The organism is Paenibacillus sp. J22R67, assembly GCF_059692175.1.
In genome coordinates, this window is the sequence record NZ_JCAUAX010000001.1 from 114,609 (window position 1) to 139,965 (window position 25,357).

Below are 25,357 nucleotides of genomic sequence, written 5' to 3' on the forward strand. Positions count from 1 at the left end.
CTTCCACCCCCTTTTATGCAATTGAAATGGCATCCACTTTCCATTCATAAAATCGATTTAATTAAAGCGGTTTAATTAAACCGGTTTAACGATCTTCATAAACCCTATTATAGATGAAAATTATCAAATTACAACCCGTTTTTTATTAATAATTAGTAAAATGAAGGAAAGCGATTAACCATATGGTATATAAGGAGTTTACACCATTTTAACAAATAATGAAATCGCTTACCTTAACCTTCTTTCCTCAAAGTAAGAATTCTTCTTTTTCGGACATGTTTCGACATAAATCCACAAAAATTTCACCCTCTATATTCATCGAAATGAAACAGAAGTCTTACACATACAATGATATTGGAAGTATCCAACTTAATCGTTGTGGAGGGATTACACCGTGAAAGCATTACTGCGGCTTGAAGATATCGGACCTGGCGGATATTATGAAAGAGCGGAAAGCCAAATGAAGTTACGTGCCGTTGCGGATTATTTATATATGCAAAAAATCCCTTTTCATGTTGCCGTTATTCCCCGTTACATCAATCCGAGTCTTCAATATGACTGCACGATCAGCAATCCGTTTGATACCATATCCGTAAGATTCGTTGAAACCCTACAAGCCTTAAGAACTCGTGGGGCTTCTCTGGGTATTCACGGGTATTCTCATCAATATGGGCAGTCCATCAGCGGTGAAGGGTATGAATTCGCGTATCCCGATTGCCTTAAAGATTGCCCGCCGGATGACCCGAAGTCTTCCCTTTCTGACAGCCTGCATATACAGAGGTCTTATGCTTATGGCAGATTTCATATGGCCTTATCTGCCTTTCAAGCCGCTGGCCTGCGGCCCGATTGGTTTGAAACTCCACACTATGCAGCATCAGAGGTGCAGCGGACGATTTTAGAAACATGCTCATGGTTAATTTACGAAAACAATCCCCATGACCCAACCAATCGTCAAGTGACCTATCAAATTGCTTCTTCCATCGTTGGAAGAACCTATTACGTCCCTACGCCTCTGGGGTATGTCAGTGGTGATGCCGTCGAGCAAGACGTCACAAGAATTATGGATCAAGTGAATCAATACGATGCGGATGATTTGGCTTCATTCTTTTATCACCCATTTCTGGAATTTCCGTATATTCACATTCGAAAGTATGCACCACCGTACTACGAGGAACGCACCCCTCTGAAGCGGCTTGTGCACCACATGCTCTCCAAAGAGCGCCGGTTCGTAAACATCCAAGATTTGATTTATTCTTTTATGTCCACACAATCCGTATAAAAAGTTCCAGACTTTGGCATACTACACTTTGTTGTTTACTGAGCAAAGGAGGTGTCACTATGCCGAATCAAGATCAAGCTAATCAAGCATCCAAAGCCCAAGTACAGACTACCGAACTAAATAAATTACCAGTTCCTGGTCAAGAGGATACAGAATTCTCTGCAGAGGAAGCGGCAGAAGTATTCCAATCCAATACATCCACTTCTTCCAATAGTCAGTCGCAAGAATAAGGATCATGTTAGACAACAAAGAGGCTGTCCAAAAGGTTGATTAACCTTGAGGGCAGCCTCTTTGTTGTTGATGGTCGCAATGCGAAAACCCCTCGATTTGGCGAAATTAGCGGGAGAAACTCCCGTTAGTTGGGTAAAAGTGGAATGAATAATCGCGGAAGATAGCAGGAGTAATCGGCGTTAATTACAAGTAATCCACCCAGTAGCCCGTCCACTCACTCAGTTGCTCATACCCAAGCATGATCGGGGACACTATTTTTACTATTGCGCATCATCATCCTCATAAAACACCATATGAGGTTTCTCTTTCCTGTAATAAGCTAACCGGTCCTCCAAATTTCCTGTATGAAATTCAAATTTATGCCCATCCGGATCAGTGAAGTAGACTGAACGTTTATCCTGCTCGTCTCTCACGCGCCCTGGAAGTATATTTACTCCTAATTGCTCCAGTTTTTCCACCATCGCATCAAAATCTACCTCTTCTACGGTAAAAGCAAGATGGGTGTACGAATATTGAATTTCATTCCGCGGAATTTCCTTCTCAACATTTAACGCAAGCCACATGCCGCATAAGTCAAAGTAAGCTAAGCTTCTCCCTTTGATGAGCAGCTTCGCCCCAAACACATCCTGATAAAATGAAATCGATGTATCTAAATCAGTAACCGAAAAAAGAAAATGGTTTAAACTTTTTATTTTCAACTCGTCAACCTCCTTCTACCTGACATTTTCTATCGCAAAGTGAATGATTCCTGCCTGCTTGGGCATATTAACGAAGCAAAATTTCAACAATTAGGAGGCGGCTCCATGTCAGATCAACAATCCGATCAACAACAAAACGCAGAAATCCAAGCTCACAATGCTGTGGCAGATACCCTACACAATCTGAATGAGGCCCAGACAGCCGATAATAATCGTCGGCAGGTGATTCAGGCTGCACAGGAACAACTAGACGCGGCGCATGCACAATTAGCAGAAGCGCGCACAACGCAATCATCAGCAAGCAGCGAGGATGACGAAAGTCTTTCGTAATGCTGCGCAAAAACGAACACCCCTCGAACCACGTTCGAGGGGTGTTTTATTGAACCTTATCCGCGCTGATAAAGTGCAGTTCTTGCATGTAGGTTCTCATATGCTGCTTAATATGATCAAACTGGATTGTACCGTTGCTAATCTTTACTGGGGTAGCTTGATCTACTGGGAGCACCTTGAATTGTGTCATATTTCGATAGAAGGTGAAAGTGGGAAGAAACGACGGATGTTTTAATGTAATGGTCTTCTCTTTCCCCGTCGTTTTGACGATATCAATCGTCGCCATTCCACCTACTCGCTTGGCAACTCCACCTTGTGCGGATATGAAATTCCCTAACGAGTATAACACTAGCGTTTTGTGGCCATTATTCCCCGATACCCAAGCAGGTGGCTGCAATACATGCGGGTGATTACCGATGACGATATGAACGCCATAGTCCGCCAGCTTTTGGGCTAGCAGCATCTGACTCTCATTGGGCAAAGTTTCATACTCCGTCCCCCAGTGCATGGCAACCACAACAACGTCAGATAAATGCTTGGCTTCCTCAACCTCTTGAGCGATCTGAGTGGTATCAATTCGATTAACCAGATACGCTTTCCCTTTGGGATGGGGTATGCCATTCGTGCCATAGGCGTAGCTCAGAAAAGAAAAAGTGATATTATTTTTAGTCAACGTACGAATATTCTTCTGGTCTTCCTTAGATTTAAATGATCCTGTATAAGGGATGCCAAGTCGATCCCAGTACGAGAGAGCGCTTTGAATAACTTTTTCCCCGCGATCCAACGAATGATTATTAGCCACTGTAACTAGGTCCACGCCAGCCGTCTTGAGAGCATCCCCAACTTCCTGCGGACTATTGAACGACGGATAGCCAGAAAGTCGCAGCTCTTTCCCTCCAATCATCGTCTCCTGATTCGCTACCAAAATGTCAGGCACTCGCAAATAGCTCTGTACGTTCTCAAACATTTTGGAAAAGTTATACGTGCCGTCCTTTTGCTTGGCATCTTGGTATATTTCGCTGTGGATGAGTACGTCGCCAATGGCGGCCAGTGTGACTTTACTTACTCTTGGCTTCGATATAATAGGCGGAATAGTCGCTACTGGTGGCTGCACTTCTTTGGCTTCTGGTTTGGTTCCTGGATTAGCTTCTTGTTTAGCTTCATGACTACCATCTATACGAACTTGTTTCTCGTCCACTTGCTCCTGCTTAGCATCAACTCGATCTTTCTCAAGCCTTGCTTCCCTATCAGCAGAAGGGTTCGCCGTATAGAAGCAGCCAGAAGTAAGTGTCAACATCAAAGCTATCCCAACAACGCGTTTCCTATGCAAGCGAAATCCCTCCTGCTAGACATTTTCCAATAGTATGCCCAGCAACATATTTCCCTCACACATGAACAGCCAGGTGTCAGCTCGTTTGTTTGCCCTCCCGGTATTCCGTTGGTGTTCGGTTGGTTAGCGTCTTGAATACGCGGTTGAAGTGGCGAATGTTCGTAAAACCTGTTGAATCCGATATCACTTGAATTTTCTCATCGGAGTGGAGCAGCATCGCCTTCGCTTTCTCAATCCGCTTTTCCGTCAAGAAATCGATAAAGGACTGGCCTTGCTTGCTTTTAAACAAAGAACTCAAATAAGAAGGGTTGAGATAGGCGATTTCCGCCATCATATTCAGGGTGATCGGTTCAGCGTAGTGCTCCTCCACATACCTCACCACCAACTCAACAGGGCTAGTCACGAACTTTCTCTTGCGGTTCACCATGCACACACTTAAATCCCCTAACAGCTTCTGACAGCGCTCGCTCAATTCTTTGCTGGATGAAATCGAATAAATCTCCATCAAGACCTGCTTCATATCCGTGCCTTGCAGCCACATCTTCACCACGGTTAAATTTACAGCCAATTCATAAAAATGCAGCAGCATTTTGCAAATTTGTTCATGAATCAGTTCTGGATCTCTCCACTGCTGGCACAGCTTGGTGACGAATTGATTGGCTTGCAGATGAACATTCGCCAAATCGCCCTCCTGAACATACTGATTGAGCAAATTCCAATCGGCGGTATGCCACTCAAGTTTCTCCATCGTCATTTCAGCTATTGTGTCACTGGAAAGAAGGCGATCCCCGCCTATAACTAGCCGATAGAGTAGAGCCAAACCCGCTTCCTTGTATGACTTGGATATCGACTCCAAATCTTTCACAGGGCTTCCGAGCCCGAATGAGATTGTAAAATTGGATTGCCCCCGAATTCCCTTGCGGATGCGATTCGTTAATTTCTCGATGTCAGCGAAGGAAGATGACGTACCTTCGTGATTAATTAGCGCAACAACTTCATTCTCATTTAAAATAAACACATAACCAAGATGAGGTTTCTCGATGCTCTCCTGAATAAACTGCTGAATATAAACAGAAAACAAGGATGGATTTAACTGGTAATACCTTTCATCCGTTACGGAATCACGGTCGAGCTTAGCAACCAAACAGCTTGTGAAGGGAAGTGGAAACTGCACCCCAACGTTGTCGAGCAGCTCCGTTTCTCCATGATGAACGCTTCCTGTCAACAGTCCGGCAAGTACATGCTGGCGCATTTGATTCTGAACTTGTTTATCTTTTTTATTTGTAGTCAACTGTTCCTTCTCTACCGCGATTTCAGCCTGCAGTCTGTCAAGCAAAGTGTACAACTCTGCCCGTTCGAATGGCTTCATCAAATAGTCCTTTGCCCCTAACTTTAGCGATTCACGCACGTATTGAAAATCGTTATATCCACTCATCACCACACAGGAAATATGCGGATATCGTTCCTTTACGATGTACTGCAGCTGAATACCGTCCATGCGCGGCATTTTAATATCCGTAATGATTAAATCCGGCTGTAAAGCCTCAACTTTCTCTAAAGCTTCCACGCCATCTTTGGCTTCGTCAATAACGGACCATTCCGACTGCATGTCAGCAATCATTAAACCAATACCTTTACGGAAGATGGTTTCATCATCCACGATAAGAAGCTTAGGCATCCAGTTTGCCCCCTTCAAGTTCATCTGCGATGAGTGGTAATGTGAGGATAATCATCGTTCCTCGGTGTAAAATGCTTTCAATCTTCATGCCAAATTGATTGCCATAACGAAGCACAATCCTCCGATGCACGTTCATTAATCCGTGACCGCCTGTCCCCTCTTCGCTTGCGGCGAAATCAAATTGTTTCTGAAGTACTTGCTGCAAGCGGCTTTCACTCATCCCCGCGCCATCATCCTGAATAATAATGACCATTGTGTCCTCTTGCTTCTTCCCGCTAAGCGTGATAGTCCCGTACCCGCTTCCTCTTTCAATACCATGAACAATACTGTTCTCAACAATTGGCTGCAAAATAAACCGTATCACCGAATAGCCAAGCAGTTCAGGCTCAATATCGACCCGAAATTGTATTTTATCCTCGAATCGGATTTGCTGGATGGCCATATAACCCATCACGTGCTCCAACTCCATATTCAGAGGCACTTGGCTTTTGTAGCTATTGATGCTATAGCGCAGCAGCTTGCCTAAATTATTCGTCATTTTGACAACTTCGCGGTTACCTTGAATCTCAGCAAACATACTGATGGAGCCAAGCGTATTGTACAAAAAATGAGGATTAATCTGGCTCTGCAATGCTGAAATTTGTGCATTTTTCTCTCTAATTTCCGATTCGTAAAGCCGGTAGCCCAGATCGCTGAGCTTCGAAACCATGAGGTTAAAGGATTGGCTTAGCTGACCAATTTCATCACGGCTTCGAATGGGAATAGAAACGTCAAGATCGCCAAGAACCACTTTTTTCATAAGATTTCGCAGCTCGCCAATCGGATTTGTGATTCGAAAAGCTAACGCTGTAAACAGAATGACAGCCAGCAACAAGCAAACGCCGCCAATCAGAATGATGTAATTCCTCACATTCACGGTATCCTGCAGCAAAGACGCGAGCGGCACCATCTCGATCATCGTCCACCCGGTATTCGGCGAAGTATAGTAGGATAATAGCTCCGTATCTTGTCCCTGTTTGTAGATGACTGTGCCTGTCCCTTGATATTGCTGAACTTTGTCCAGATCTATCCAGGAGTCCGTACTTTTATAAATAAGAGCCCCTTCGCCGTCGACGATCATAATGTTCTTCTTGTCATTGGATATCGTTTCGATTTTGTTGCGAATAATATGTTTATCCACATCCAGAACGAGGTACCCCAGCACTCTTCCGGTGTCTACACTGCGTATTTTCCTCGCAAAAGAGTATACCTGATTCGTAGTATCATACGCATTCTTGTTATACGTGCCGATATAGACAACCTTCCCTGTCATGGACACCTTTCTGTACCAAGGTTCATTTTCAACCTTCTTCAAGGTATAATTCGCTTGTTCCTCTAACATCGCTGTATAAGTGCCGCCAGATAATCGATAAAGCGTTAATCCCGATATATCTACACGTCCATTGGCATACACACGCTTTGCGAAATCTTCAACCGTTACGCGATCATCGAACGTGATCGTTGTTTCTGTTCCCTTATTTGACTCCAAATATTTCACAATATCCTGTGACTGATAAGGCAATAAGGTCAAAAGATTAAGTTCATTCATGTACGTGTCAATGTTAGCCATTAACTCTTTTACGACGTCCATTTGATATTTGCCGGTGTTTTTCTGAATCGATGCCGAGTAGCTCGTAAACGTCAAATAGCTGGCGATCCCCAGCGGAACGGCAATGAGGATAATGCTTATAACGATCAGCTTCGTGACGATCGGAAGATTCTGGATCCACTGCTTTTTAGTCTGGAGCTGTATTCTGCTGTATTTGAATATTCGTGTTAATAATCCTTTGCGCATTACGCAGCACCTCTTGCGGTGTGGATTGCCCCACCATCATCTTTTCGAACTCACGTACAATTTCTTCATTCATTTTCCCTTGCCTAGGGTGATTCGGGAAATATTTCACATCGTCAGCGGCACTCGCATAGTCCGGACGATATTTCAAGCTCTGAAACTCTGGGGATTGAACCGCTTGCTTCACGGCTGGAATGTGGCCGGCTTTCGCCCAGCTGGCGCCATGCGCCGCTACCCAATTCGCAAATTTTAGCGCAGCGATTTGCTTTTTCTTATCTGGTTTTTCATGATACGGCAAGGAAAAGGTATGGGAATCGCCCCATGCAGCCGGATGATCATAGATTTGTGGTATTTTCGTAACGCCAAAGTTAAGGTCTGGAATTTTTTCAAACGTGCCTGTCGCCCACACACCGGTAATCAACACAGCCGCGTTCCCCTTCGCGAAGTTTTGTACGGAATCGTTAATATTAGGAACAATTAGCCCTTGTGTATAAAGGGAATTAACAAAATTCAGGGATTGAAGTGCAGAAGCATTATCAATGGCCGCTTCCTTCTCGTCGTCTGTGTAGAATCTGCCTCCGTCGACATTCATCTGATTATAAAAGGAATACCATAACCAGAAAGAGTCGATTCGTACATTGGGTTCAGCCAGCGGAGTGATACCTGACGGTACATGTTGTCTTATTTTTTGTAAAAATTGCAGAAACCCGTCCTCGCCATTCATCAGAACAGGCTTCTCTTTCTCATCTAGCAGGCCTGCTTGTTTGAGCCAAGTTTTGTTATAGTACATGACCTCGAGATGCGTATCGAGTGGAATCCCCAAATGTTTCTCATCGGCAACTGTACTTTTCAATATCGTCTGGTTAAAATCTTGCCAGTTCACGCCAGCCTCTAAAGCAAGCGCATTCAAGTCGGTTAAAAATCCGGCCGGCGCATATTGCGAATATTTGGCCGAATGGACAATCGCGATATCAGGCGCTTCTTCCGTTACAATGGCCGTTGACAGCTTCGTATAATAATCACCTGAATTATTATTAATTTGATCAATTTTCACATGATCTTGGTTCTCATTGTTATACTGTTGAATTAATTCAGCCATAAATTGCCCATCTCCGCCGCTAAACGGTGACCAGAACGTAATTCTGAGCTTATTGGACGCCGCTTCATCAACTTGGGTATCCAGCTGAGTGCTGCAGCTTATGGTTAGTAAACTGAGTGGAATCAGAAGGATAATGGCGCTAATTCTAGCTCGCAGCTTGCCTCTCACAGAAATCCCTCACTCCATACATAGTGTGTCTTCATTATACAAATTGGCCCTGCTGAATCCAATGACCTATTTCCACCAGACATGGACATATTTTTGGATTCCCCAAAAAGTCGCAAAAAAAAACATCTCCAGACAAGGAGATGTTTCTGTCCTTATTCACCGCTCGGCACAGGAATAGGAACTCCCTCTGCAATCGGGATACCGAAATCAGGAGAAGAGCCGTCCGGATGCCATTTGAATGGCTGCATGCGTACATTGCGATTCCAGCCTGAGCCTTGTGTCTTCGCTCCGTGATACAGAATCCAATCCTCTTTGCCATCTGGCGACTTCGTAAATGAGCTGTGACCAGGACCGAATACCTGATCTGTTTTAGAAAAAACTGGCTGCTCGTGCTTTTTCCATGACGCCGGGTTCAACCAATCACTTTGCATCGTTGCGCTCAGCATTCCTAGACAATAGTCATCCGTCCAACTGCCGCTCGCTGAATAAATGATATAAACTTGCTTCTTATGCAGCAATACCTGCGGACCTTCATTAATGGTTGGTGTGCCGATCATTTCCCAATCATACGTAGGTCTCGAAATTTCGACCGGCTTGCCGCTAATCGTGTATGGATTGCTCATTGGAGCAATATACAAGTGCTGGCTAACATTTACATTCCCTTCCCAACCTGACCATATGAAGTACAAGGAACCATCCTCTTTTTGCAGCGTTGTCCCGTCAATTGCCCACCTGCCTGCCGTGTCCATCATTCCCTTGTTGATATAGCGACCTTGTGGATCATCCGTTTCTGATTCAAGCACGAACATGCGATGGTTCTCGTTCTGTCCATCATCTGCCGCATAATAGATATACCATTTCCCCTCTAGATAATGCAGTTCAGGCGCCCAGATATTTGAAGTATTAGGGCCAGACACAGGCGGGAACCACACATCCTTATACTCAGCGTCAGCAAGCCCCGTCAGCTTTTGCGACTTCCAAACTCTAATGGAGTTCCCTGTCGTATGCGTATAATAATAAGTGCCATCCTTCGAAGTGACCCAAGGATCGGCTCCATTACCCAGAATCGGATTTGTAAATGTTTTCGTTGTATTCGTTGACTCTGTCATTCCCTCATTCCCAGCTCCTTTCGTGCAACCTGTTATCAGCAGGAAACAGATACAGATTGCAAAGAACATGCGCATAGCACACACCGCCTTCGAGAAACAGCCTTTTTACTGCTTAACTCCCGTGGCTGTAATAGATTGAATAAATTGTCTTTGCCCAATAAGAAAAATCAGCAGGGTTGGAAGTGTGGATAGCGTGGCAAGAGCCATTAATTTACCATAGGATTGCACAAAACTTCCAGTAGCCATAACGGCAATTCCCGCTGTGAGCGTACGCATTTCCAAATCTGTAACCGTAAAAAATGGCCATACGTAATCATTGAAAACACCCATAAATGTGAAAATCGCCAATGTTGTCACAATCGAAACAGAGGACGGCAGCAGAACGGACGTGAACACATGCCACTTGTTTGCTCCATCCATTTTGGCAGCTTCAATAATTTCATGCGGGAACGATTGGAAAAATTGAATCAAGAGAAATACGCCAAGCGCACCACCGGAATAGGGCAAAATAAGAACATAATACGTATTGATTAAATTCATATTGCTGAAGTTCAAGTATTGCGGCAAGAACGAAATAATACCAGGTACCATCAAAGAGCCGACGAACAAGGCAATTAGCGTCTTTTTAAAAGGCAAATCAAGCTTCGTTAACGCGTACGCCGCCATCGTGTCCAACAAAATAACCAAGAAAGTCGCTGCAAAGCCTACAAAAAACGAATTGAAGATCCATCGAAAAATCGGAACCTCGACGTCACCGCCGACAAAAATCGTATGAAAATTATCCCAAGTAAATTCCCGCGGCAGCAAATGAAACACAGGAGCCATTACTTCAACGTCGGTTTTGAACGAATTGGAAAACATCCATAGGATGGGCAAAATGAATATGATGCCTAACACACTAGCCAACACGACATAAAATAGCTTCAAAGATTTCAACGTCCTCTACTCCTTTCTGTTCGTGACTTTAAATTGAATGACGGATACGATCATGATCGTTAATCCCATCAGAATGGCCATGGCCGATGCAGAGCCAATCTCCCTCGCTGTATAAGCCGTTTGCAGAATGCCCATGAGCAGAACCTTGGTCTCGTCCCCGGCGTTACTCATGAGATTGGGTTGAGCGAAAACATTATAAGAAGCAATCGTAGAAGTAATCAGTACAAAAATGACCACAGGCCTGATCGACGGTAAAGTAATGCTTCTCAGTCTTTCCCAGCCATTGGCTCCATCCATTCTAGCCGCTTCATATAAATCCTCTGGAACGCCATTAAGCGCATTAACAAAGATAATCATATTGAAGCCAATCGTCCACCAGAGGGTCGCCACGACCAACGCAATCCAGACAAACGGTTTATCCAGCAGCCAAGGAATCGGATCAAATTCATGAATCCCCATCTTAGCCAAGAGCAAATTGATAAATCCTCCTGTAACATCAAACATCCTTTTCCAAATAACAGCCATCACAGTTGCCGAAACTGCATACGGAATGAAATAGATGGAGCGGAAGAAGGAACGCAGTTTGGCGGGAAGCGCATTTAACAATAGTGCAAAGCCTAAGCCTACGATAACTAGAAACGGAACAGAAAAGATGACGAATTTCAAAGTCGCTTTCATGCCGATAAAAAAGAGATCATTTTCTTGCGTACCTGCTGTGAAAATGCTCTTGTAATTGTCCAGTCCAACAAAAGGATGTACGGGATCAAGCAAATTATATTGTTTGAAACTAATCAGGAAACCATAAAGAATTGGAATTAACGTGAACGCCATAAATGCCACAAAATACGGAAGTATGAATAAGCTAGAAGTCAGCTTTGATTTCCAAGAGGATGTTGTAAGCAAGGGCTAACCCTCCTTTTTTTAAAATGGAAGACGGGTAACGTGTACCCGCCTGCCTTGGTTCGTCCCTATTTTTTGTTCATAGCAATCGTGGATTTTGCAGCTGCATCGTCAAGGGCAGCTTTCGGATCCTTTTTACCTTGCAGCGCATTCGCTAGCTCACTCCAGATACTGTCGGAGATTGGACCCCAGTTCAATACTTTAGGAGCAAATTGCACATAATCAAATTCTTTGGCAACTTCTGTTTGTTGTTGCGTCATTGCTTTAAACGCTGCGCTGTCACGAACGACTTTGGAAGCAACCGCCTGACCGGACTCAGCCCAATCAATTGAATTACTCGATACGTATTTCAAGAAATCGCCGACACCTGCCAGCACCGCTGCATCTGTCGTTGACTTAGGAATAACAAAGTTGTGCGATCCGGCGAAAACAGCTTGTTTCACTGTGCCTAATTGCGGCACTTGGGCAACACCGTAGTTCACTTTCGCTTTATCGAAAGCGTCTTTGGCCCATGGACCGTTGAAATGCATGGCGCTTTTACCTTGCTGGAACAAGTTGAAATCGCCATCAGCCGCCACCGTTGGCGGGGAGACTTTCATCGTTGTTAAGCTTCTCATGAAGGTAACGGCCTCAACGCCTGCGGGTGAGTTGTAAGCAATGTTACCTTTCTCATCAAGGAAACTGCCGCCATTTTGGAACAGGACCGTCGGGAACAAGAAGTTCTGAATCCAGAACGTTGGCATTGCCGCTCCCCAAATCCCTTTGGACGGATCTGTGAGCTTTTTCGCTGCATCAACAAATTCTTGACGATTCGTAGGAGGCGCTGTTATACCTGCCGCAGCGAACAAATCTTTATTGTAGTACATAACTAATGGGTGAATATCAAGCGGAATGCTGTACCATTTGCCATCTTTGGTCGAATAATCCACAGTAGCATCTGGGAAATTACTCTTTTCCACACCAACCGATTTAGCCACTTCATCCAACGGCAGCAGCAAATCTTTGGCAATATACGTAGGCGTTTGATCAAGATGCATGATGGCCACATCAGGAACCCCTTTTTTCGTTGCAATCGCCGTATCCAGCAACTTGTAGTAGTCGCCGCTAGGTTGAATCGTCATTTTCACGTTGTATTTGTCTTGTGATTTATTATAATTGTCTACAATTTTCTTCATAAAAGGGCCGTCATTGCCCGAGAAAGGATTCCAGAAGTTCACGGTGATTTTCTCGCCGCTTTTTGCTGGCTCTGGCGCTTTGGTCGCTGCTGCTGCAGTCGAAGCTGCCGGTGCTGTTGTCCCCGCAGCTGGTTCGGCTGTTTTCGTTGACGAACATCCCGTCAAAACCATAGCGAAAGAAAGGCAAGTCAAACTGATCACTTTAAAGCTATTCATTTTCATCATATCTTCAAGCTCCCTTCCATTTAAACACAGATTATAGTAGTTGCATCTCATGACCATCTTGTGTCAAAATTGTAGTGATGATTGAATTTCGCCAAAAATTCAGTCTCACTACCGACGAGCGATAATAAGGAGTGCCCACACCAATGGACCCTTTTATCGCTTTTTCTTATTCGATCCCCCTTCTTCCTCTTCTTGCCCACAACCTAACTATAATAACTTTCAGAAAGCGTTACCATGACGATATTCAAGAACCTTTGGACATATTTTCAGATAAAAAAAGCCTATGACCCAGATGACAAACATCTAGTGGGTCAAGGCTTTATGTTTCATGATTTTCGTACGATCCATGTGATGCAGTCCGTTTTCAGCAAAGTGTTTCTCATCTCGCGTTCAATATTGAAAACTAATGGCTTTATGGTTGACTTGAGAACCGTCCATTCTTCAAACGCTTTTTTCAAATACGCACTTGCTTGCTCAGTCGTTAAATTAATTTCCATTAAGGCTTCCAGTGGTTCTCCGGTTTCGGCATCTACTTCTTCTAAGTTCGAGTTCATAATGATGCAGGTAATACCGCCTCTTTTCGTACCTAGCGCCATGTTGGATAGCAACGAAGCAAGTTTACTTTCAGATTCAACATGCTCGATAACAGAAACCGCTACTATGTAATCAAAATGATCTACTGGAATTACATAGTCGGCGATATCTGATAGGTGTGGACTTATATGTGAACTCACATTGTGTTGCTCACAATATGTCATAAGCTTATCAAGCGCCGATTCAAGCAGATCAACACAGATAACGTTACCAGATCTTCCTTGCAGCTTCTCCGCAATAGGAATACTGTTTCTGCCCACTCCGCAGCCAAGATCCAGTACGCTTAGACTCTCATAATCATCAAAAAAATCTAACGTGTCCATGACCGACTTTACCGGTTTATGCAGCCATGTTCCAGCTTCGAACAACGTATAATTGTCATAGCAGGCCTCATGGTATTTCCTTTCTTCGGCTCTTATTCGCAGAATTCTTTTGTCCATGTCCATATCCGTCCCCTCACCAAAATTTTCGTCCTATCCAATCCAGCTTGTTAATCGTCGATAGAATGATTTCGACATTTGCTGTTGAAGCCCTTGTCCCGGCAAAAATAACAATTGCGGGCGATGCCTGATTCTTATGTAACTCGTATTCCGACTCTCCCGCCGTATCCCGCCAACTCCCGCAATTCTGCTGACTAGCATCCATACTTCCCCCTCAGCCTTCCCCCACCTCCCCCAAAACAAAGAAGCTCCGAGTTTTCACTCGAGCCCGCTTTGTCCATTCCCATCCCTTTCCCAAATTGAAATTGATTAGGATTTCTGATGGTTTGTATAAATACCTACAACAGATAGCAACGCAGCAACACCATTGGCGATCGCATTCATATCTTCATCTTTAATAAGGTCCATACCGTACGCGTCCAAAATCAATTTGGCAGCACCAATTAAGCCTAAAGTTAACGTATAGTAGTTTACTTTCATCTCTCTCACCTCCTATTAACATAGGATGCTATATTCTATGAGAGAGACTTAGCATCGGACATGTCCAAATGACAGGGATGCAGACGCACAAAAAAAGCCGCTGCCTCATTCAAGGCAACAGCATCTCATTAATCTATTTCGAGACCGCAGGTTTAGCGATCGCTGTATATTTGGAAGAAACGTAGGTTGCTGCCTTAGCTTCTGTAATCACTTGCGGATACATCATACCCGGCTTTGGTTTCTGAATCGTATAGCGAATCACAGCTTGCCCGTCAGATTGGAACTCAATTGCCTGTATGGCAATGCCATATCCGGGATTTGGCAGTTCTTTGGACAGTGTCACTTTGTTGACTTCGTCATTCACTTTCTCAACTTTCACCGAGACCTCTTCAACCGGAGCTTGGTTCTGTGCATGAGATTCTACAAATTGAATCGCTTGGTAGACCCAGTTCGCTGCTTCGCCGCGTGTTAGTTCAGCTTTCGGATTGAACTTGCCGTCTTGATCGAGCTGGGTGATTTTGTACAACAGCAATCTTTGCAAAGTGCCTTGGTAATTGATGTTAATTTGATCCTCATCCTTGATCACAATAAACATTTTAACAAGCGGGAAATTGCCTTTGGTTTCAATCGCACGCACTAATAAATCCCCAAATTGCTCACGTGAAATGGTTGCATTCGGATTTACATCCTTAGGAATCTCCAGACCATTATAATGAGCAATGATAAAAGCGTCCGCATACCACGCATCATTAGGAACATTAGAGTATGTGTCCGATGCCAATGGCTGCTTGATGAAACGTATCGTATCCATATTCAAGTTCAAGCCTTTCACAATCATTTGCACGCTTTGTGCATAACTGATTTTACCTTTCGGCACATAGTGCTCACTGTCGATACCGCTTACAATCCCACGATTTTTCAGCGCCAAAACAGCTTCTGATTGACCCTCTTCCAGGTCTGAAAACGCAAATGCCGAACTAAAAGTAAGTGAGCTAATTAACAGGGACGTTAGTGTTACAGCGGCTAATTTTTTCATCATCATTCTCTCCTTTGCAAATTTTGAGATGACTCGATTGTAGTTACCTTCTTAACGTTACTTGCCCGAAAAATGTTGCAAAATATACCAGGCCAGCTCATTATTCTTAGTTCATACGAGCAACTGAAGCAAGTCCTCTTTGATCGACTCCTCCAACATGTCGTTTCTTACAAGCTTCATAATGAATTCTTCGTTCCGAGCTGTATGTTTCAAATAATTAAACAAGAGCTCTGCCTTCGGCTCCCGGCCCATCATTTTATAGGCCACATACCACGTTTCTGGTGCACTCAATGGGATACCATGCCAGGTGTTCCAATTCCCATTCCTTTCCCCCCCAGCTTCTCCTTTTTCAAGCGGTAGCCTCACGATCCCTTTGGTGCTCCGAAGTGCGAAATAGCCAATAAAATCGATGGAATAGGGTACAACTTGTATCCGATATTCGCTAGCAAAGAGTCCATCACCACTTGACTGCTCTTGCCATGAATATCCTTGAATGACCTTGAGAAGCTTCTCTTTCGGACACTCCACAAGAAGATCCCAATCATTAACTTGTTCTACAAGTCCTAAAGCATGCAATAAACCACTTCCACCCAGCGCGCAGGAAATTCCAGACTCCTTAAGTTCATCTGTTATCCGTACAAGATCTTTTATTTCCATTCTTATTCTCTTTTCTATCTGTAGTATTTGGTTTATTTTGGAATCTCAATCATATACTGATCTTAGTTTCTAAGGACAGGCCGATGTTCTGGAAAGGAAGCGCATAGATGCAGAATTGGTTTATTATTTTCATATACAATTTATTTACCAACGTCGATAATGCCATTATGATTCAAAATTCACTGAACAGATATAGCCTGAGAAGTAAATTCAGATTGTACCTTCTTGGTCTTTTATGCCTGCTCCGCATCACCTATATCGCTTGTGTCCAGTCCTGGTATCGAATTCCTTACATCAATCTAGCTACTGCCGCCATCATGCTATTTTTTGCTATTCGAATGGTATTGCCAAAAAATCAAATGAGAAAGCATTTCTCTTTATTATGGATTTTCAGCAGCATAGCATCTTTAGATTTAGTCATGGGTATTGACAGTATTCTGCTATCAGCCAGACTCTCGGATAATGTAGTTTTTATAGCAACGGGCGTGCTCCCGGCCTTATTTCTTCTCTTCTTTTTTTCCTCCAAAATGGAAGAGTTTTTCTTCAAAATGCCTTGGCTGGAAATCGTCATAGCCGGTTTGTTAGCGCAGCTTGCTGTTCTGCAAATAAAAAAAGAACCAGGTATCCTGCTGCTGCTTCAAGAGGAGTGGTTCGATTTGGTAGGCATCATTGCAATGTGCTTGATATGCGCTGTGGGTTGGTTTAATTTCTTGAGAAGCAGATCCTTCCCACTTTCAAAATAATTCAAAACTCAACCAGCATGATCTCATCTATGCTTTTTTTTAGCCCGAAGGTTGAGCGATCTCTTGTCCTTTAACTGAACTTAATTAACAATTACCTTTCCTCATCTTGCAGCACTGATTTACCGCTAATCTTCAAGCTCCAATAGAGCTAGAGCGCCTTCGTGCTCTGGGGCAAACTTCAATGCGAGCCCTGCGTAACGCTTAGCAGCTTCAACATCCCCGACCTCATAGTAGCAGATCGCCCTATCATAGAGTACATCAGGGTTGTGATGATACGCTTTTTCCGTTTTTTCGAAAAAGACACTAGCATCCTGATACATCTCCATCTGATACAGAAGCGCTGCGCACTCCAAAGCCATTTCATACTGCTCCTTCATCGGATAGTACCCTTCCCACATCTGATAAATTCCTAGACGTAGATCGGAGAAAACTCCTTCCTCACACATGGGCAACAGCTCCATAAGCCGGCTTGCAAATTGCAGCAAGAACTGAGCATCATACCCGGATAATCGCCAAAAAGAAAGGAATTGAGGCACTTCCAGCTGATCTAAATACCCATCGAGCCATTCTTTGATTGTGATGAAATCATCTGGACCATAACGCTCAATAAATCGCCGATACGCTAAACGAGTGTTTCCATATCCAGCCGGATTAGTCAGCATTAACATACAGCCAATGTTGAGATGGTGATAAGGATGCTGTGTAAATAGACACAGAGCCCCTTTCTGCTCCCAAACATCGTTCATGGCATGATAGTTCGCTGTTAACGAAAAACTGCCGTGGTGGATCAGCTGCGGCGGCTCACTGTACTCCCAGCTTTCCAAGTGATGGTCTCCTTTGTCAGCAGTAAGCAGGACAAATCCTTCCCTTGAAAGCAGATTCAACCGTTCAAGACATTGCAATCCAATAACTGGGAATAGAACGTGGGAATCTTCCAATTTTTCGGTGTATTGCGCGATAACATTGCTGTAGGCATACGATTCTTGCTTGTATTCTTCACAAAGCCGATATTCATACTCGAACGTTACGTCTTCCAGCATTTCAGTCGCGCTACGACCAGGAACTTCTTCAGAGAAACGCAGCGATACCATGCAATCATAGACGTGCTTATTATCCACATACAGCAGCTCTTGCGGGATACTATCGAAAAAATAATTTGCGACAACTAGCAGTGGTTGCTGCAAGTCTCCTCTTCGTATACGGATGCCAGTCTCCGTTAAGTCTAGTTCGGCATCTTTCACTGCGTCGAACTGAGCAAAATCCAGGATCCCTTGCTCCACATAAGGCCGCAAGCTTGGGTGCTCCCTCCAGTAAGCCAAGTTTTTGAGCGCCAAATCCGTCATGACATATCGAAAAGCGGGTAGTGACATTGGTGCCGCATAATCCCTCATGGCGCACAATTCCTTCAGCACATGAAAAGCGAGTCGGCCAGAGCCCGCACCAAGCTCAACAATCGTAACAGGCTCAGATAAGCACCCTAGTTGTGCTCGATCTTGAAGAAAACCAAATATCATCTCCGCATAGGAGGTAGCAATCATCGGATTACTTGTGATGTACTCGGGAACTTCGTTATTTTGCCATGCGTCTATGCCCTGTTCTTCATAATAGGCTCGCTGCAGCTGCCAGATGGGAGATTCACTAAACCGATACCATTTCTGATCGTTCGTTACCATATATTGAACCTACTTTACTTAAATGTTAGTGAAAAACCATCCCCATCTTACCATAAATCCCCTATCCGGACATCTTACCTAGATTTCATGGGCAAAAGTCCATTGTGGGCATATAGTATTACATCTTCTTTGAAAGGAAGTCTAACCTGATGCACAACTACGAAACTCCACCCTATGCGCCGACGTATTGGCCGCTACCCTATCCTGGGCAGATTCCGTTTCCCTCCAACAACTGGCCGTTCATGACGCCGTCTCCTTGGGAACAAGATGCTGAACCCGAATACCGTGAGAGGGAACAGCCCCTCACCTTCGTACTTATTCATGGCGCTTGGGCAGATGCTAGCTTCTGGGCGGGTGTTGCCGCTGAGCTTCGCAAAAAGGGCCATACCGTCTACGTCCCCGAATACCCAGGACATGGCGCTGACCCTAACAAGGCTGTCACTCATGCAATGCTGTCAAAATCCATTGCGGATTATATCAAAACACATAATCTAACCAATATCATTTTGGTTGGCCATAGCTTCGGCGGTACCTTGGTACAAAAAGTAGCAGAGCTAGTCCCAGATCGCTTAAGAAGGCTTGTATTTATTAATGCTTTTGTATTAAAAGATGGCGAAAGGCTGGTTGATGAGTTTCCTCCTCCTGTGCAAGCTATGTTTGAGCAGCTTAGGAAAAACTCGAAGGATGATACAATCATGCTGCCGTTTCCCGTGTATAGAGAACAATTTGCGAATCTGGGAAGCCTTCCGCAAGTCCAGTCCCTCTATAATAAAACTTCGCCAGAACCTGCAGCACCTTCCTATGAAAAGCTGGATCTAAAGAAATTTTACAGCCTAACCGTGCCTAGAAGTTATGTGTACCTAACAGATGATACCGTACTGCCAATTGGGAATCCCGAATATGGATGGCATCCGCATATGTCCAGCCGTTTGGGCTTGTTCAGACTCATCCAAGCGCCAGGCGATCATATGACAACGATTCAATTTGAACCCAAACGTATCGCTCGTAAGCTGTACGAGGCCGCGAGAGACTAAGGACAAGAAAGCTGACCAGCTGTTTGTTTCGGGTGTTCTTTTAGCCATTTCATCATATCGTCTAGCGAGCGTACAGGCACGATCTGAAGACTAGGAGCCCCTTTCTTCGCTTCGGACTCATTCGCAACGGGAACAAAGAACACATCAGCATTCGTCCTGCTAATGGTATAAGCCTTCTGTTCTAATCCCCCTACAGGGCCGATTGAACCGTCCGGTTCCATAGTTCCTGTACCTGCAACATGATTGCCATAGGTTATTCCGCAAGGTGTAAGCTGATCAATCAAGGTTAGCGCCAGCATAGCACCATGGGAAGGCCCGCCTTCATGTAATAAATAATCATGATAATTCACAAGGATTGGAAGATCATATTGCACTTCGTTCGCTACTTGAATGCCGAATGCTGCACGACTCGGATCATCAGGATTTGGAAGTGTCTTAGCTTGTAGACTGACTTGCTTGCCGCCGCGCAGCACGGTCATAGATACTTGATCACTAGGCTTGACCGTTTTCATACGCTCAGCGAGTTCTTGAAGTGTGGTAACGGTTTGCCCACTCACTTGTTGGATCACATCCCCTAGCTGTATCTGGCCGCTAGCTGGACTGTTCTTGAGGATGGCTGTGATTCGAACACCACTGGATGAGATTCCCTTGCCTTTTCCCACCTTTTGAAAGGCAATGGCACTTCCCGCGGCGTTCGCATCGGCCTTCATTAGCCGTACTTCTTGATTGTATTCACCAAGTGTCATTCCTAGATTTTCGACTTCAAACGAATACTTCGCAAAGAGCTTCGCATAAACCCAGTCGATGGGGAATGCAGGACGCTCAAACACCAGCACGCCTGAAATGTCTCCATGGACATTGCCTTCACTCGTGTGTGCATATCGGTTCATATTCAGCGTCAAACCCGGATAGGTGACCAAATACTTGGTCGGCCAGAACATCACCAGCATCAAACACACCGTTACGGCAAAAAGACTTATACTCTTAACCGGCAGCTTACGCCTCTTGAGTTCATGAACGAATAAATCTACAAAAACCAGTAACCAGGTCAAAATAAATGCCCCAGCCGAATACTCCAGCTTTTTCGGCACGGTCAATAAGATGATGACGCACGCCAAGCCTGCCGCGATTATGGACAGAGCTCTGACCCACATCCAGCCCTTTCTATGCGACCTTAGGTGGAGGAGTGAACCAGCTATCCAAATCAATGGAATCAGGATCAGGACATAGATGAGTTCATCGATTACATCAATCCAGTAGATCGTAGAGCCCAGACGCAGTGGGTCCGGGAGCCAGATCAACTCCCCTGTTACAACTAAGAGCAGCGTCAGAACCATAGCCGAGTAGTACAACTTTTGCCAAAGAGCCATCCTATGCATCCTTTCCTATGTAAAAAAGTAGCTGACGCTCTCTTACGGAGAGTTCGCTACTTTTCTTCTCAACTTCATTGCTCTTTCATGTAGGCGACAACTTCATCATACGAAAGGTTGCCACCGAATATATCCAGCGCGCTGCCAATCGTAATATCCAGCTTTCCAGCAGATAATTGTTTAAATAACTCAATGTCCTCGAAAGATCTGGCTCCACCGGCATATGTTGTGGGGATCGTAACCCATTCCGCGAGCGTGCTTACGAGACTTTGCTGAATACCGCTTTGCTTGCCTTCTACATCAACGGCATGAATAAGAAACTCATCACAGTATTGCTCCAGAAACCGAATATTATCTTCATTCAGCTCAAAATCACTTAATTGTTTCCACTGGTTGGTCGCAACGAACCACTTGCCGTCCTTCTCTTTGCAGCTTAAATCAATGACTAATCGTTTCTTCCCAACCTCAGCTACTATTTTATCCAAATTTTCTTGATTGAGTTGTCCATCCCGGAAAATGTAGGACGTCACAATGACGTGGGATGCGCCGCGGTCCAGATAATACTTGGCATTCTCTGAGTGAATTCCGCCACCGATTTGTAAGCCGCCCGGATATTCCTGAAGCGCGCTAACGGCTTCATCCTGGTTCCCATCCCCGAGCATAATAACATGTCCGCCTACTAATTGATCTTTTTTGAACATTGCGGCATAATACTTGGAGTCATATGAAGATACAAAATTTTCAATAATAGCTTTTCCCTCTGTGCCTAACGTTTCACCAACAATTTGTTTCACTTTCCCGCTATGTAGATCGATGCATGGCCGAAATTCCAATGTCTTTACCCCCACTATCCGCAATTGTAGCTAACTCGATTTTCCATTTATTATAGCACATTCTATTAGTGAAGAACCTAGGTCATATCTCCAAATAGAAAAGACCTTCCCTTATGTCCGGGATGGCCTGTCTCTTATATGTACTTATCTTATTGCTTAATAAATCCTTCTTCTGCCATGTATTCTTCAACTTCTTCGTATGTTTCAAACGCGCAGTCCAGGTTACTACCGGCATAGACATACCAAAGATCTTCTACAAAAGTTACGGCAAGAGCATGACCATCTTCATCCGTCCACAGCTCTTCCGCTGACAATTCCGTCTTGGGTTGCGCTTTTATCGCTGCATTCGTCAAGGACAGGATGGACTTCTGAATAATGTCACGAAGCTCTTCCGCGCTAAAATCGCGAATATTAATTAACCCTTTGCTGTCGGTTGCATACCCCTTCACATACTCCGCGTAAACAAATCCGTTGCCGTTCGGGTGCAAGTGGTATACAACAATCTTCTTATCATAGCTGCTTTCTTCATAATGAAAATTAATGCGTCCCAGAGAAACATCCTTGCGATGTAACTCGGGAAATGATTCTACAATCGCTAACTTTTCTTCTAAACTGAGCATCCGTCAATTACTCCATCACTTGAATTTTAAATACGTTCTCCAATTTGCCTTCAGATCTTTTTTTCAAAGGAACTTTGATATCTCGACCAAGTTCTTTGAAAAACGTGTCAACATCACATTGTACATTGCTAAGAACAACCTTAAATGAACCGTCCTGGACAATGTTTTGATTGGCCTCTTCCGGAACGTTAACATCTACGGCATATTTCTTCGTCAATGTATTCATATATCGACTAAAAATTTCGATTAATTCCTCGTTGTTAAAATTCTCGATTACCAGCTTACCTTTGTTCGTAAAATTCAGATGAACTTTCAATTTTTGTGCCCCTTTTCCATGAACCATTGATGTATTGTATAATTATAACACACTTTTATATATTCTAAGCCTTAACATTGAAAATAAACAGTAGGACGGAGTTCAACATGGCATTTGGCATAAAAAGAGATGAGCTTTATCGCTGGAAAGACGCCGTCAGCCGCGGTGAAATCGCCTTTTTAACCCACTATTGGCTTGATGATCGATTTGCCGGCGTAACGACCGTAACGAAGGTTGGCTGCTCAGATTTGGAACGATTAACCAACTGGTGTGTGTCACATGGTCTCAATCCGCGATACATTCACCATAGTCCCTCTTATCCGCATTACGACCTGTTTGGTCCCATCCAAAAGAAAATATTAGAGCTTGAACAGCAATGGGAACAAATCGCCAGATTTCACTTATAAAAAGAAACCTCCAAAATCGTCATATCACGGTTTTTGGAGGTTTTTTTCATCTGATTGTTGGCTTATCTGTCTTAACCTTGTCTCAAACCGATTAATAGCTACAATAGAAAAGTCACCGAACAATAAAATTTTCGTTTTTACAGGCCCAGGGAATGCCGGATGGTTGATTTCCAAATCATCATCTAGCTCGTTGTACCAGGGCAATAAATTCATTTTAATGACTAACACCCTATTTTTCACTATCAAACTCCACCTTTACAGCGCTATATTAATAGTTTATTCACATTATACTGCTAGTGTACTAGATGAATTCTCCATTTCTAGAAGGGAGATGATCCCCGTTTATTTAATAGGTATTTGGCATACAAAAGCGGTGTCTCATACGTCTGATAGAACGTATCATCCATTTTCAGTTGCTTGAACTCGTATCTCTGGTCCCTCCCATTTGCTTCGATAAACCAGATGTGCCCCATCAAGTCGACCCCTATATCCAATCCTATATCCGCCATATGCGGTAATCGGTTGCCCAATGTTTCAGCTAATCTTAGGGATACCTGCTCAACAGCTTCTTTCATCCGCTCAGGCTGAAACCCGCTGCGTTGAAATAAGAGTTCACATGCCCAAGCTTCTCCACCTTTGCCCAGATTGGTGACCTGCCTGCCCTTGGCGGCAACCTTTCCTGCAATCCCACTTACCTGCCACTTGCCCTTTGCTCCGCGCTGCACAGACACTCTTAAATCATAGGGCCTGCCTTGATGCGTTGCTAATAAAATGGCTTGTTGAATGAGATAGGATTGCTTTCCAACCTTCGTTTGTATAAAAGCCAGCGTTTGTTCCCGGCTCAACTCCCTGGGCTCTTTATTGCTCCAAAACAATTCCCAAGTGTCATATTCTAACTTCGAAAGCTTCATAATCCCTTTGCCTAATGAACTGTTGGTTGGTTTGACGAAGAAATCTGTGAATCGTTCCATAGCCTCAAGTACATGCGCGCGAGAATACGCTAAAGTCGCTGGGAGGTGCGCCCGTAGCGACTCCTTCGTATGTAACAGTTTATGAATAAGCAGCTTATCATACCGATTTTGACGATTGAAGACCCGACTTGAAGCAGCAAGATGTTTCAATTTCTTAAGCATGTGGGGCGAGAGCGATAAGGCCCGGTTATGGATGACTTTGGGGAATGGAAGACGGAGAAGACGGTACCTTTTGTCCTCATAACATAGACCAAGGGCTGATTTCCCGCTTGTTTCCTGCAGGCAAATATAAAAAAGCGTTATACCAAGTTTCTCAGCCGCTTGATTATACAGCTCAATTTGTTCATACCCGGTCTGTTTGCTCTGAATACCTAAGTACGTTTTTCGATCCAAAAGAATGCCCACTACATTGCGCATATGAACACCTCCACCAAAAAATCATCAATAACACTGTATGCATTTGCTTTCCTTCTGGTCCGAAAGAACGGCATTAAGGCAGCACAACACGGAAGCTGCGAAAAGTAATCGTAGCTTGTCACAGCAAAAAAGCTTAGTTAGATCCATCTTGGGGATCCGGCTAAGCTTTTTTGTTATCGAGATATCCGGGGGTTACCGTCAGTGGCCCATCACCGTCACCATCACCCATCACCCAAATTTAACGGGAAATAGTGCTGTTAATTTGTTCATTTCTGCTGCTCTCGGGACATTAGATGGAAATTATCCTGCTAATTCCTCAAGTTTCGCCATCGATTTCATTTCCAACCTATACTCTCGAACCAAAGACCATCTTGTTTATGCTCAATGGCAACCCGAATATAACTAACCATCTGGCTCGGAAGCTCGGTTATAGGAAACCATTTCAATTGCTCGCATTTCTCTGGTTCCATATTTGTGATCTCGCCTTTCCAAGCATGTGCTTTCAAAAAGAAATCCACCCATTCGGAAGTCGTATTTTTGCGATGCATCATTCCGATGATTTCCAGCTGTTCGGGCTCAATCTCCACCCCAGCTTCTTCTTTGGCTTCTCGGATCGCCGCAGCAACGACCTCTTCGTTGCCATCCATCCTGCCGGCAACTACGCTCCAATTGCCGTCTTGAAATCCGGTATTTTGCCGTTTTAACAATAAAACCTCATCATTTCGATAAAATAAAATGTGTACCGATCCATATAAAATAGGTGTTCGCATGGTGATC

General features: G+C 44.1%; 28 protein-coding genes. 6 read left to right on the top strand and 22 right to left on the bottom strand.

The features are described 5' to 3' along the window. Positions 1–394: 394 nt before the first annotated feature. Both AC58VC_RS00560 and AC58VC_RS00565 read left to right on the top strand, forming a co-directional pair. Entirely contained in the window at positions 395–1,279 is an 885-nt protein-coding gene (locus AC58VC_RS00560) for a DUF2334 domain-containing protein (protein WP_497366946.1), read from the top strand. A 59-nt stretch (positions 1,280–1,338) separates the two neighbouring features. Further along, positions 1,339–1,509 carry a hypothetical protein gene (locus AC58VC_RS00565; RefSeq protein WP_497366947.1) on the top strand — a complete coding sequence of 57 codons (171 nt, stop codon included), beginning with the start codon at positions 1,339–1,341 and terminating at the stop codon, positions 1,507–1,509. A 261-nt stretch (positions 1,510–1,770) separates the two neighbouring features. Here the strand turns inward: AC58VC_RS00565 and fosB are convergent, their stop codons facing one another. Beyond that, complete coding sequence (gene fosB / locus AC58VC_RS00570; protein ID WP_497366948.1) at positions 1,771–2,208, bottom strand: metallothiol transferase FosB; 438 nt, start codon at positions 2,206–2,208, stop codon at positions 1,771–1,773. A gap of 105 nt (positions 2,209–2,313) precedes the next feature. Here fosB and AC58VC_RS00575 point away from each other — a divergent pair, with 105 nt between their 5' ends. Then, positions 2,314–2,538 carry a hypothetical protein gene (locus AC58VC_RS00575; RefSeq protein ID WP_497366949.1) on the top strand — a complete coding sequence of 75 codons (225 nt, stop codon included), beginning with the start codon at positions 2,314–2,316 and terminating at the stop codon, positions 2,536–2,538. Between the two features lie 46 nt (positions 2,539–2,584). Here the strand turns inward: AC58VC_RS00575 and AC58VC_RS00580 are convergent, their stop codons facing one another. From AC58VC_RS00580 to AC58VC_RS00640, 13 genes are all read right to left on the bottom strand, one after another. Further along, positions 2,585–3,868 carry a CapA family protein gene (locus AC58VC_RS00580; RefSeq protein WP_497366950.1) on the bottom strand — a complete coding sequence of 428 codons (1,284 nt, stop codon included), beginning with the start codon at positions 3,866–3,868 and terminating at the stop codon, positions 2,585–2,587. Between the two features lie 76 nt (positions 3,869–3,944). Beyond that, the gene (locus AC58VC_RS00585; RefSeq protein ID WP_497366951.1) at positions 3,945–5,546 is read right to left on the bottom strand and encodes a response regulator; all 1,602 of its coding nucleotides are present in this window, start codon (positions 5,544–5,546) and stop codon (positions 3,945–3,947) included. Continuing rightward, complete coding sequence (locus tag AC58VC_RS00590) at positions 5,539–7,380, bottom strand: sensor histidine kinase (RefSeq protein WP_497366952.1); 1,842 nt, start codon at positions 7,378–7,380, stop codon at positions 5,539–5,541. The genes AC58VC_RS00585 and AC58VC_RS00590 overlap by 8 nt, the downstream gene beginning before the upstream one ends. After that, positions 7,322–8,644 carry an ABC transporter substrate-binding protein gene (locus tag AC58VC_RS00595; protein WP_497366953.1) on the bottom strand — a complete coding sequence of 441 codons (1,323 nt, stop codon included), beginning with the start codon at positions 8,642–8,644 and terminating at the stop codon, positions 7,322–7,324. Before AC58VC_RS00595 ends, AC58VC_RS00590 begins: the two co-directional genes overlap by 59 nt. Before the next feature lie 152 nt (positions 8,645–8,796). Further along, positions 8,797–9,753, bottom strand: coding sequence for a glycoside hydrolase family 43 protein (locus tag AC58VC_RS00600; protein ID WP_497366954.1), 957 nt, complete (start codon positions 9,751–9,753; stop codon positions 8,797–8,799). Positions 9,754–9,858: 105 nt separating this feature from the next. Then, positions 9,859–10,689: a carbohydrate ABC transporter permease gene (locus tag AC58VC_RS00605; protein WP_497366955.1), complete on the bottom strand. Its 831-nt coding sequence runs from the start codon at positions 10,687–10,689 to the stop codon at positions 9,859–9,861. 6 nt (positions 10,690–10,695) lie between these two features. Next, positions 10,696–11,592 carry a carbohydrate ABC transporter permease gene (locus AC58VC_RS00610; protein WP_497366956.1) on the bottom strand — a complete coding sequence of 299 codons (897 nt, stop codon included), beginning with the start codon at positions 11,590–11,592 and terminating at the stop codon, positions 10,696–10,698. A gap of 65 nt (positions 11,593–11,657) precedes the next feature. Next, positions 11,658–12,989, bottom strand: coding sequence for an ABC transporter substrate-binding protein (locus tag AC58VC_RS00615; protein WP_497366957.1), 1,332 nt, complete (start codon positions 12,987–12,989; stop codon positions 11,658–11,660). A gap of 326 nt (positions 12,990–13,315) precedes the next feature. Beyond that, positions 13,316–14,023, bottom strand: coding sequence for a class I SAM-dependent methyltransferase (locus AC58VC_RS00620; RefSeq protein ID WP_497366958.1), 708 nt, complete (start codon positions 14,021–14,023; stop codon positions 13,316–13,318). Positions 14,024–14,039: 16 nt separating this feature from the next. Beyond that, positions 14,040–14,228: a hypothetical protein gene (locus AC58VC_RS00625; protein ID WP_497366959.1), complete on the bottom strand. Its 189-nt coding sequence runs from the start codon at positions 14,226–14,228 to the stop codon at positions 14,040–14,042. A 104-nt stretch (positions 14,229–14,332) separates the two neighbouring features. Then, entirely contained in the window at positions 14,333–14,503 is a 171-nt protein-coding gene (locus AC58VC_RS00630; protein ID WP_497366960.1) for a hypothetical protein, read from the bottom strand. A 133-nt stretch (positions 14,504–14,636) separates the two neighbouring features. After that, positions 14,637–15,539, bottom strand: a complete 903-nt coding sequence (locus AC58VC_RS00635; RefSeq protein WP_497366961.1) for an S-layer homology domain-containing protein — start codon at positions 15,537–15,539, stop codon at positions 14,637–14,639. A gap of 111 nt (positions 15,540–15,650) precedes the next feature. Further along, complete coding sequence (locus tag AC58VC_RS00640) at positions 15,651–16,196, bottom strand: hypothetical protein (protein WP_497366962.1); 546 nt, start codon at positions 16,194–16,196, stop codon at positions 15,651–15,653. Positions 16,197–16,303: 107 nt separating this feature from the next. Here AC58VC_RS00640 and AC58VC_RS00645 point away from each other — a divergent pair, with 107 nt between their 5' ends. Further along, positions 16,304–16,939, top strand: a complete 636-nt coding sequence (locus AC58VC_RS00645; RefSeq protein WP_497366963.1) for a TerC family protein — start codon at positions 16,304–16,306, stop codon at positions 16,937–16,939. 125 nt (positions 16,940–17,064) lie between these two features. Here AC58VC_RS00645 and AC58VC_RS00650 read toward each other — a convergent pair whose 3' ends face one another. Further along, positions 17,065–18,612, bottom strand: coding sequence for a tetratricopeptide repeat protein (locus AC58VC_RS00650; RefSeq protein WP_497366964.1), 1,548 nt, complete (start codon positions 18,610–18,612; stop codon positions 17,065–17,067). Between the two features lie 149 nt (positions 18,613–18,761). Between AC58VC_RS00650 and AC58VC_RS00655 the strand changes: the two genes are divergently transcribed. Continuing rightward, positions 18,762–19,646, top strand: coding sequence for an alpha/beta fold hydrolase (locus tag AC58VC_RS00655; RefSeq protein ID WP_497366965.1), 885 nt, complete (start codon positions 18,762–18,764; stop codon positions 19,644–19,646). Here the strand turns inward: AC58VC_RS00655 and AC58VC_RS00660 are convergent. The 4 genes from AC58VC_RS00660 to AC58VC_RS00675 form a co-directional block, all read right to left on the bottom strand. Beyond that, the gene (locus AC58VC_RS00660) at positions 19,643–21,016 is read right to left on the bottom strand and encodes a PDZ domain-containing protein (protein WP_497366966.1); all 1,374 of its coding nucleotides are present in this window, start codon (positions 21,014–21,016) and stop codon (positions 19,643–19,645) included. The two genes, AC58VC_RS00655 and AC58VC_RS00660, sit on opposite strands and share 4 nt — an antisense overlap. Positions 21,017–21,090: 74 nt before the next feature. After that, a complete protein-coding gene (gene hisA / locus AC58VC_RS00665; protein ID WP_497366967.1) occupies positions 21,091–21,849 on the bottom strand; it encodes a phosphoribosylformimino-5-aminoimidazole carboxamide ribotide isomerase in 759 nt (252 codons plus the stop codon). Positions 21,850–21,998: 149 nt separating this feature from the next. Continuing rightward, positions 21,999–22,469 carry a hypothetical protein gene (locus tag AC58VC_RS00670; RefSeq protein WP_497366968.1) on the bottom strand — a complete coding sequence of 157 codons (471 nt, stop codon included), beginning with the start codon at positions 22,467–22,469 and terminating at the stop codon, positions 21,999–22,001. Between the two features lie 7 nt (positions 22,470–22,476). Then, positions 22,477–22,785 carry a hypothetical protein gene (locus tag AC58VC_RS00675; protein WP_161411805.1) on the bottom strand — a complete coding sequence of 103 codons (309 nt, stop codon included), beginning with the start codon at positions 22,783–22,785 and terminating at the stop codon, positions 22,477–22,479. A 107-nt stretch (positions 22,786–22,892) separates the two neighbouring features. On the opposite strand from AC58VC_RS00675, the gene AC58VC_RS00680 reads away from it, so the two are divergent. Further along, positions 22,893–23,192, top strand: a complete 300-nt coding sequence (locus tag AC58VC_RS00680) for a hypothetical protein (protein WP_497366969.1) — start codon at positions 22,893–22,895, stop codon at positions 23,190–23,192. Between the two features lie 24 nt (positions 23,193–23,216). Here the strand turns inward: AC58VC_RS00680 and AC58VC_RS00685 are convergent, their stop codons facing one another. The 3 genes from AC58VC_RS00685 to AC58VC_RS00695 form a co-directional block, all read right to left on the bottom strand. Next, entirely contained in the window at positions 23,217–23,432 is a 216-nt protein-coding gene (locus AC58VC_RS00685) for a hypothetical protein (protein WP_497366970.1), read from the bottom strand. An 80-nt stretch (positions 23,433–23,512) separates the two neighbouring features. Beyond that, positions 23,513–24,580, bottom strand: coding sequence for a YheC/YheD family endospore coat-associated protein (locus AC58VC_RS00690; RefSeq protein ID WP_497366971.1), 1,068 nt, complete (start codon positions 24,578–24,580; stop codon positions 23,513–23,515). A 335-nt stretch (positions 24,581–24,915) separates the two neighbouring features. Further along, on the bottom strand, positions 24,916–25,350 hold the full coding sequence (locus tag AC58VC_RS00695; protein WP_497366972.1) for an NUDIX hydrolase: 435 nt from the start codon (positions 25,348–25,350) through the stop codon (positions 24,916–24,918). Between the last annotated feature and the right edge of the window lie 7 nt (positions 25,351–25,357).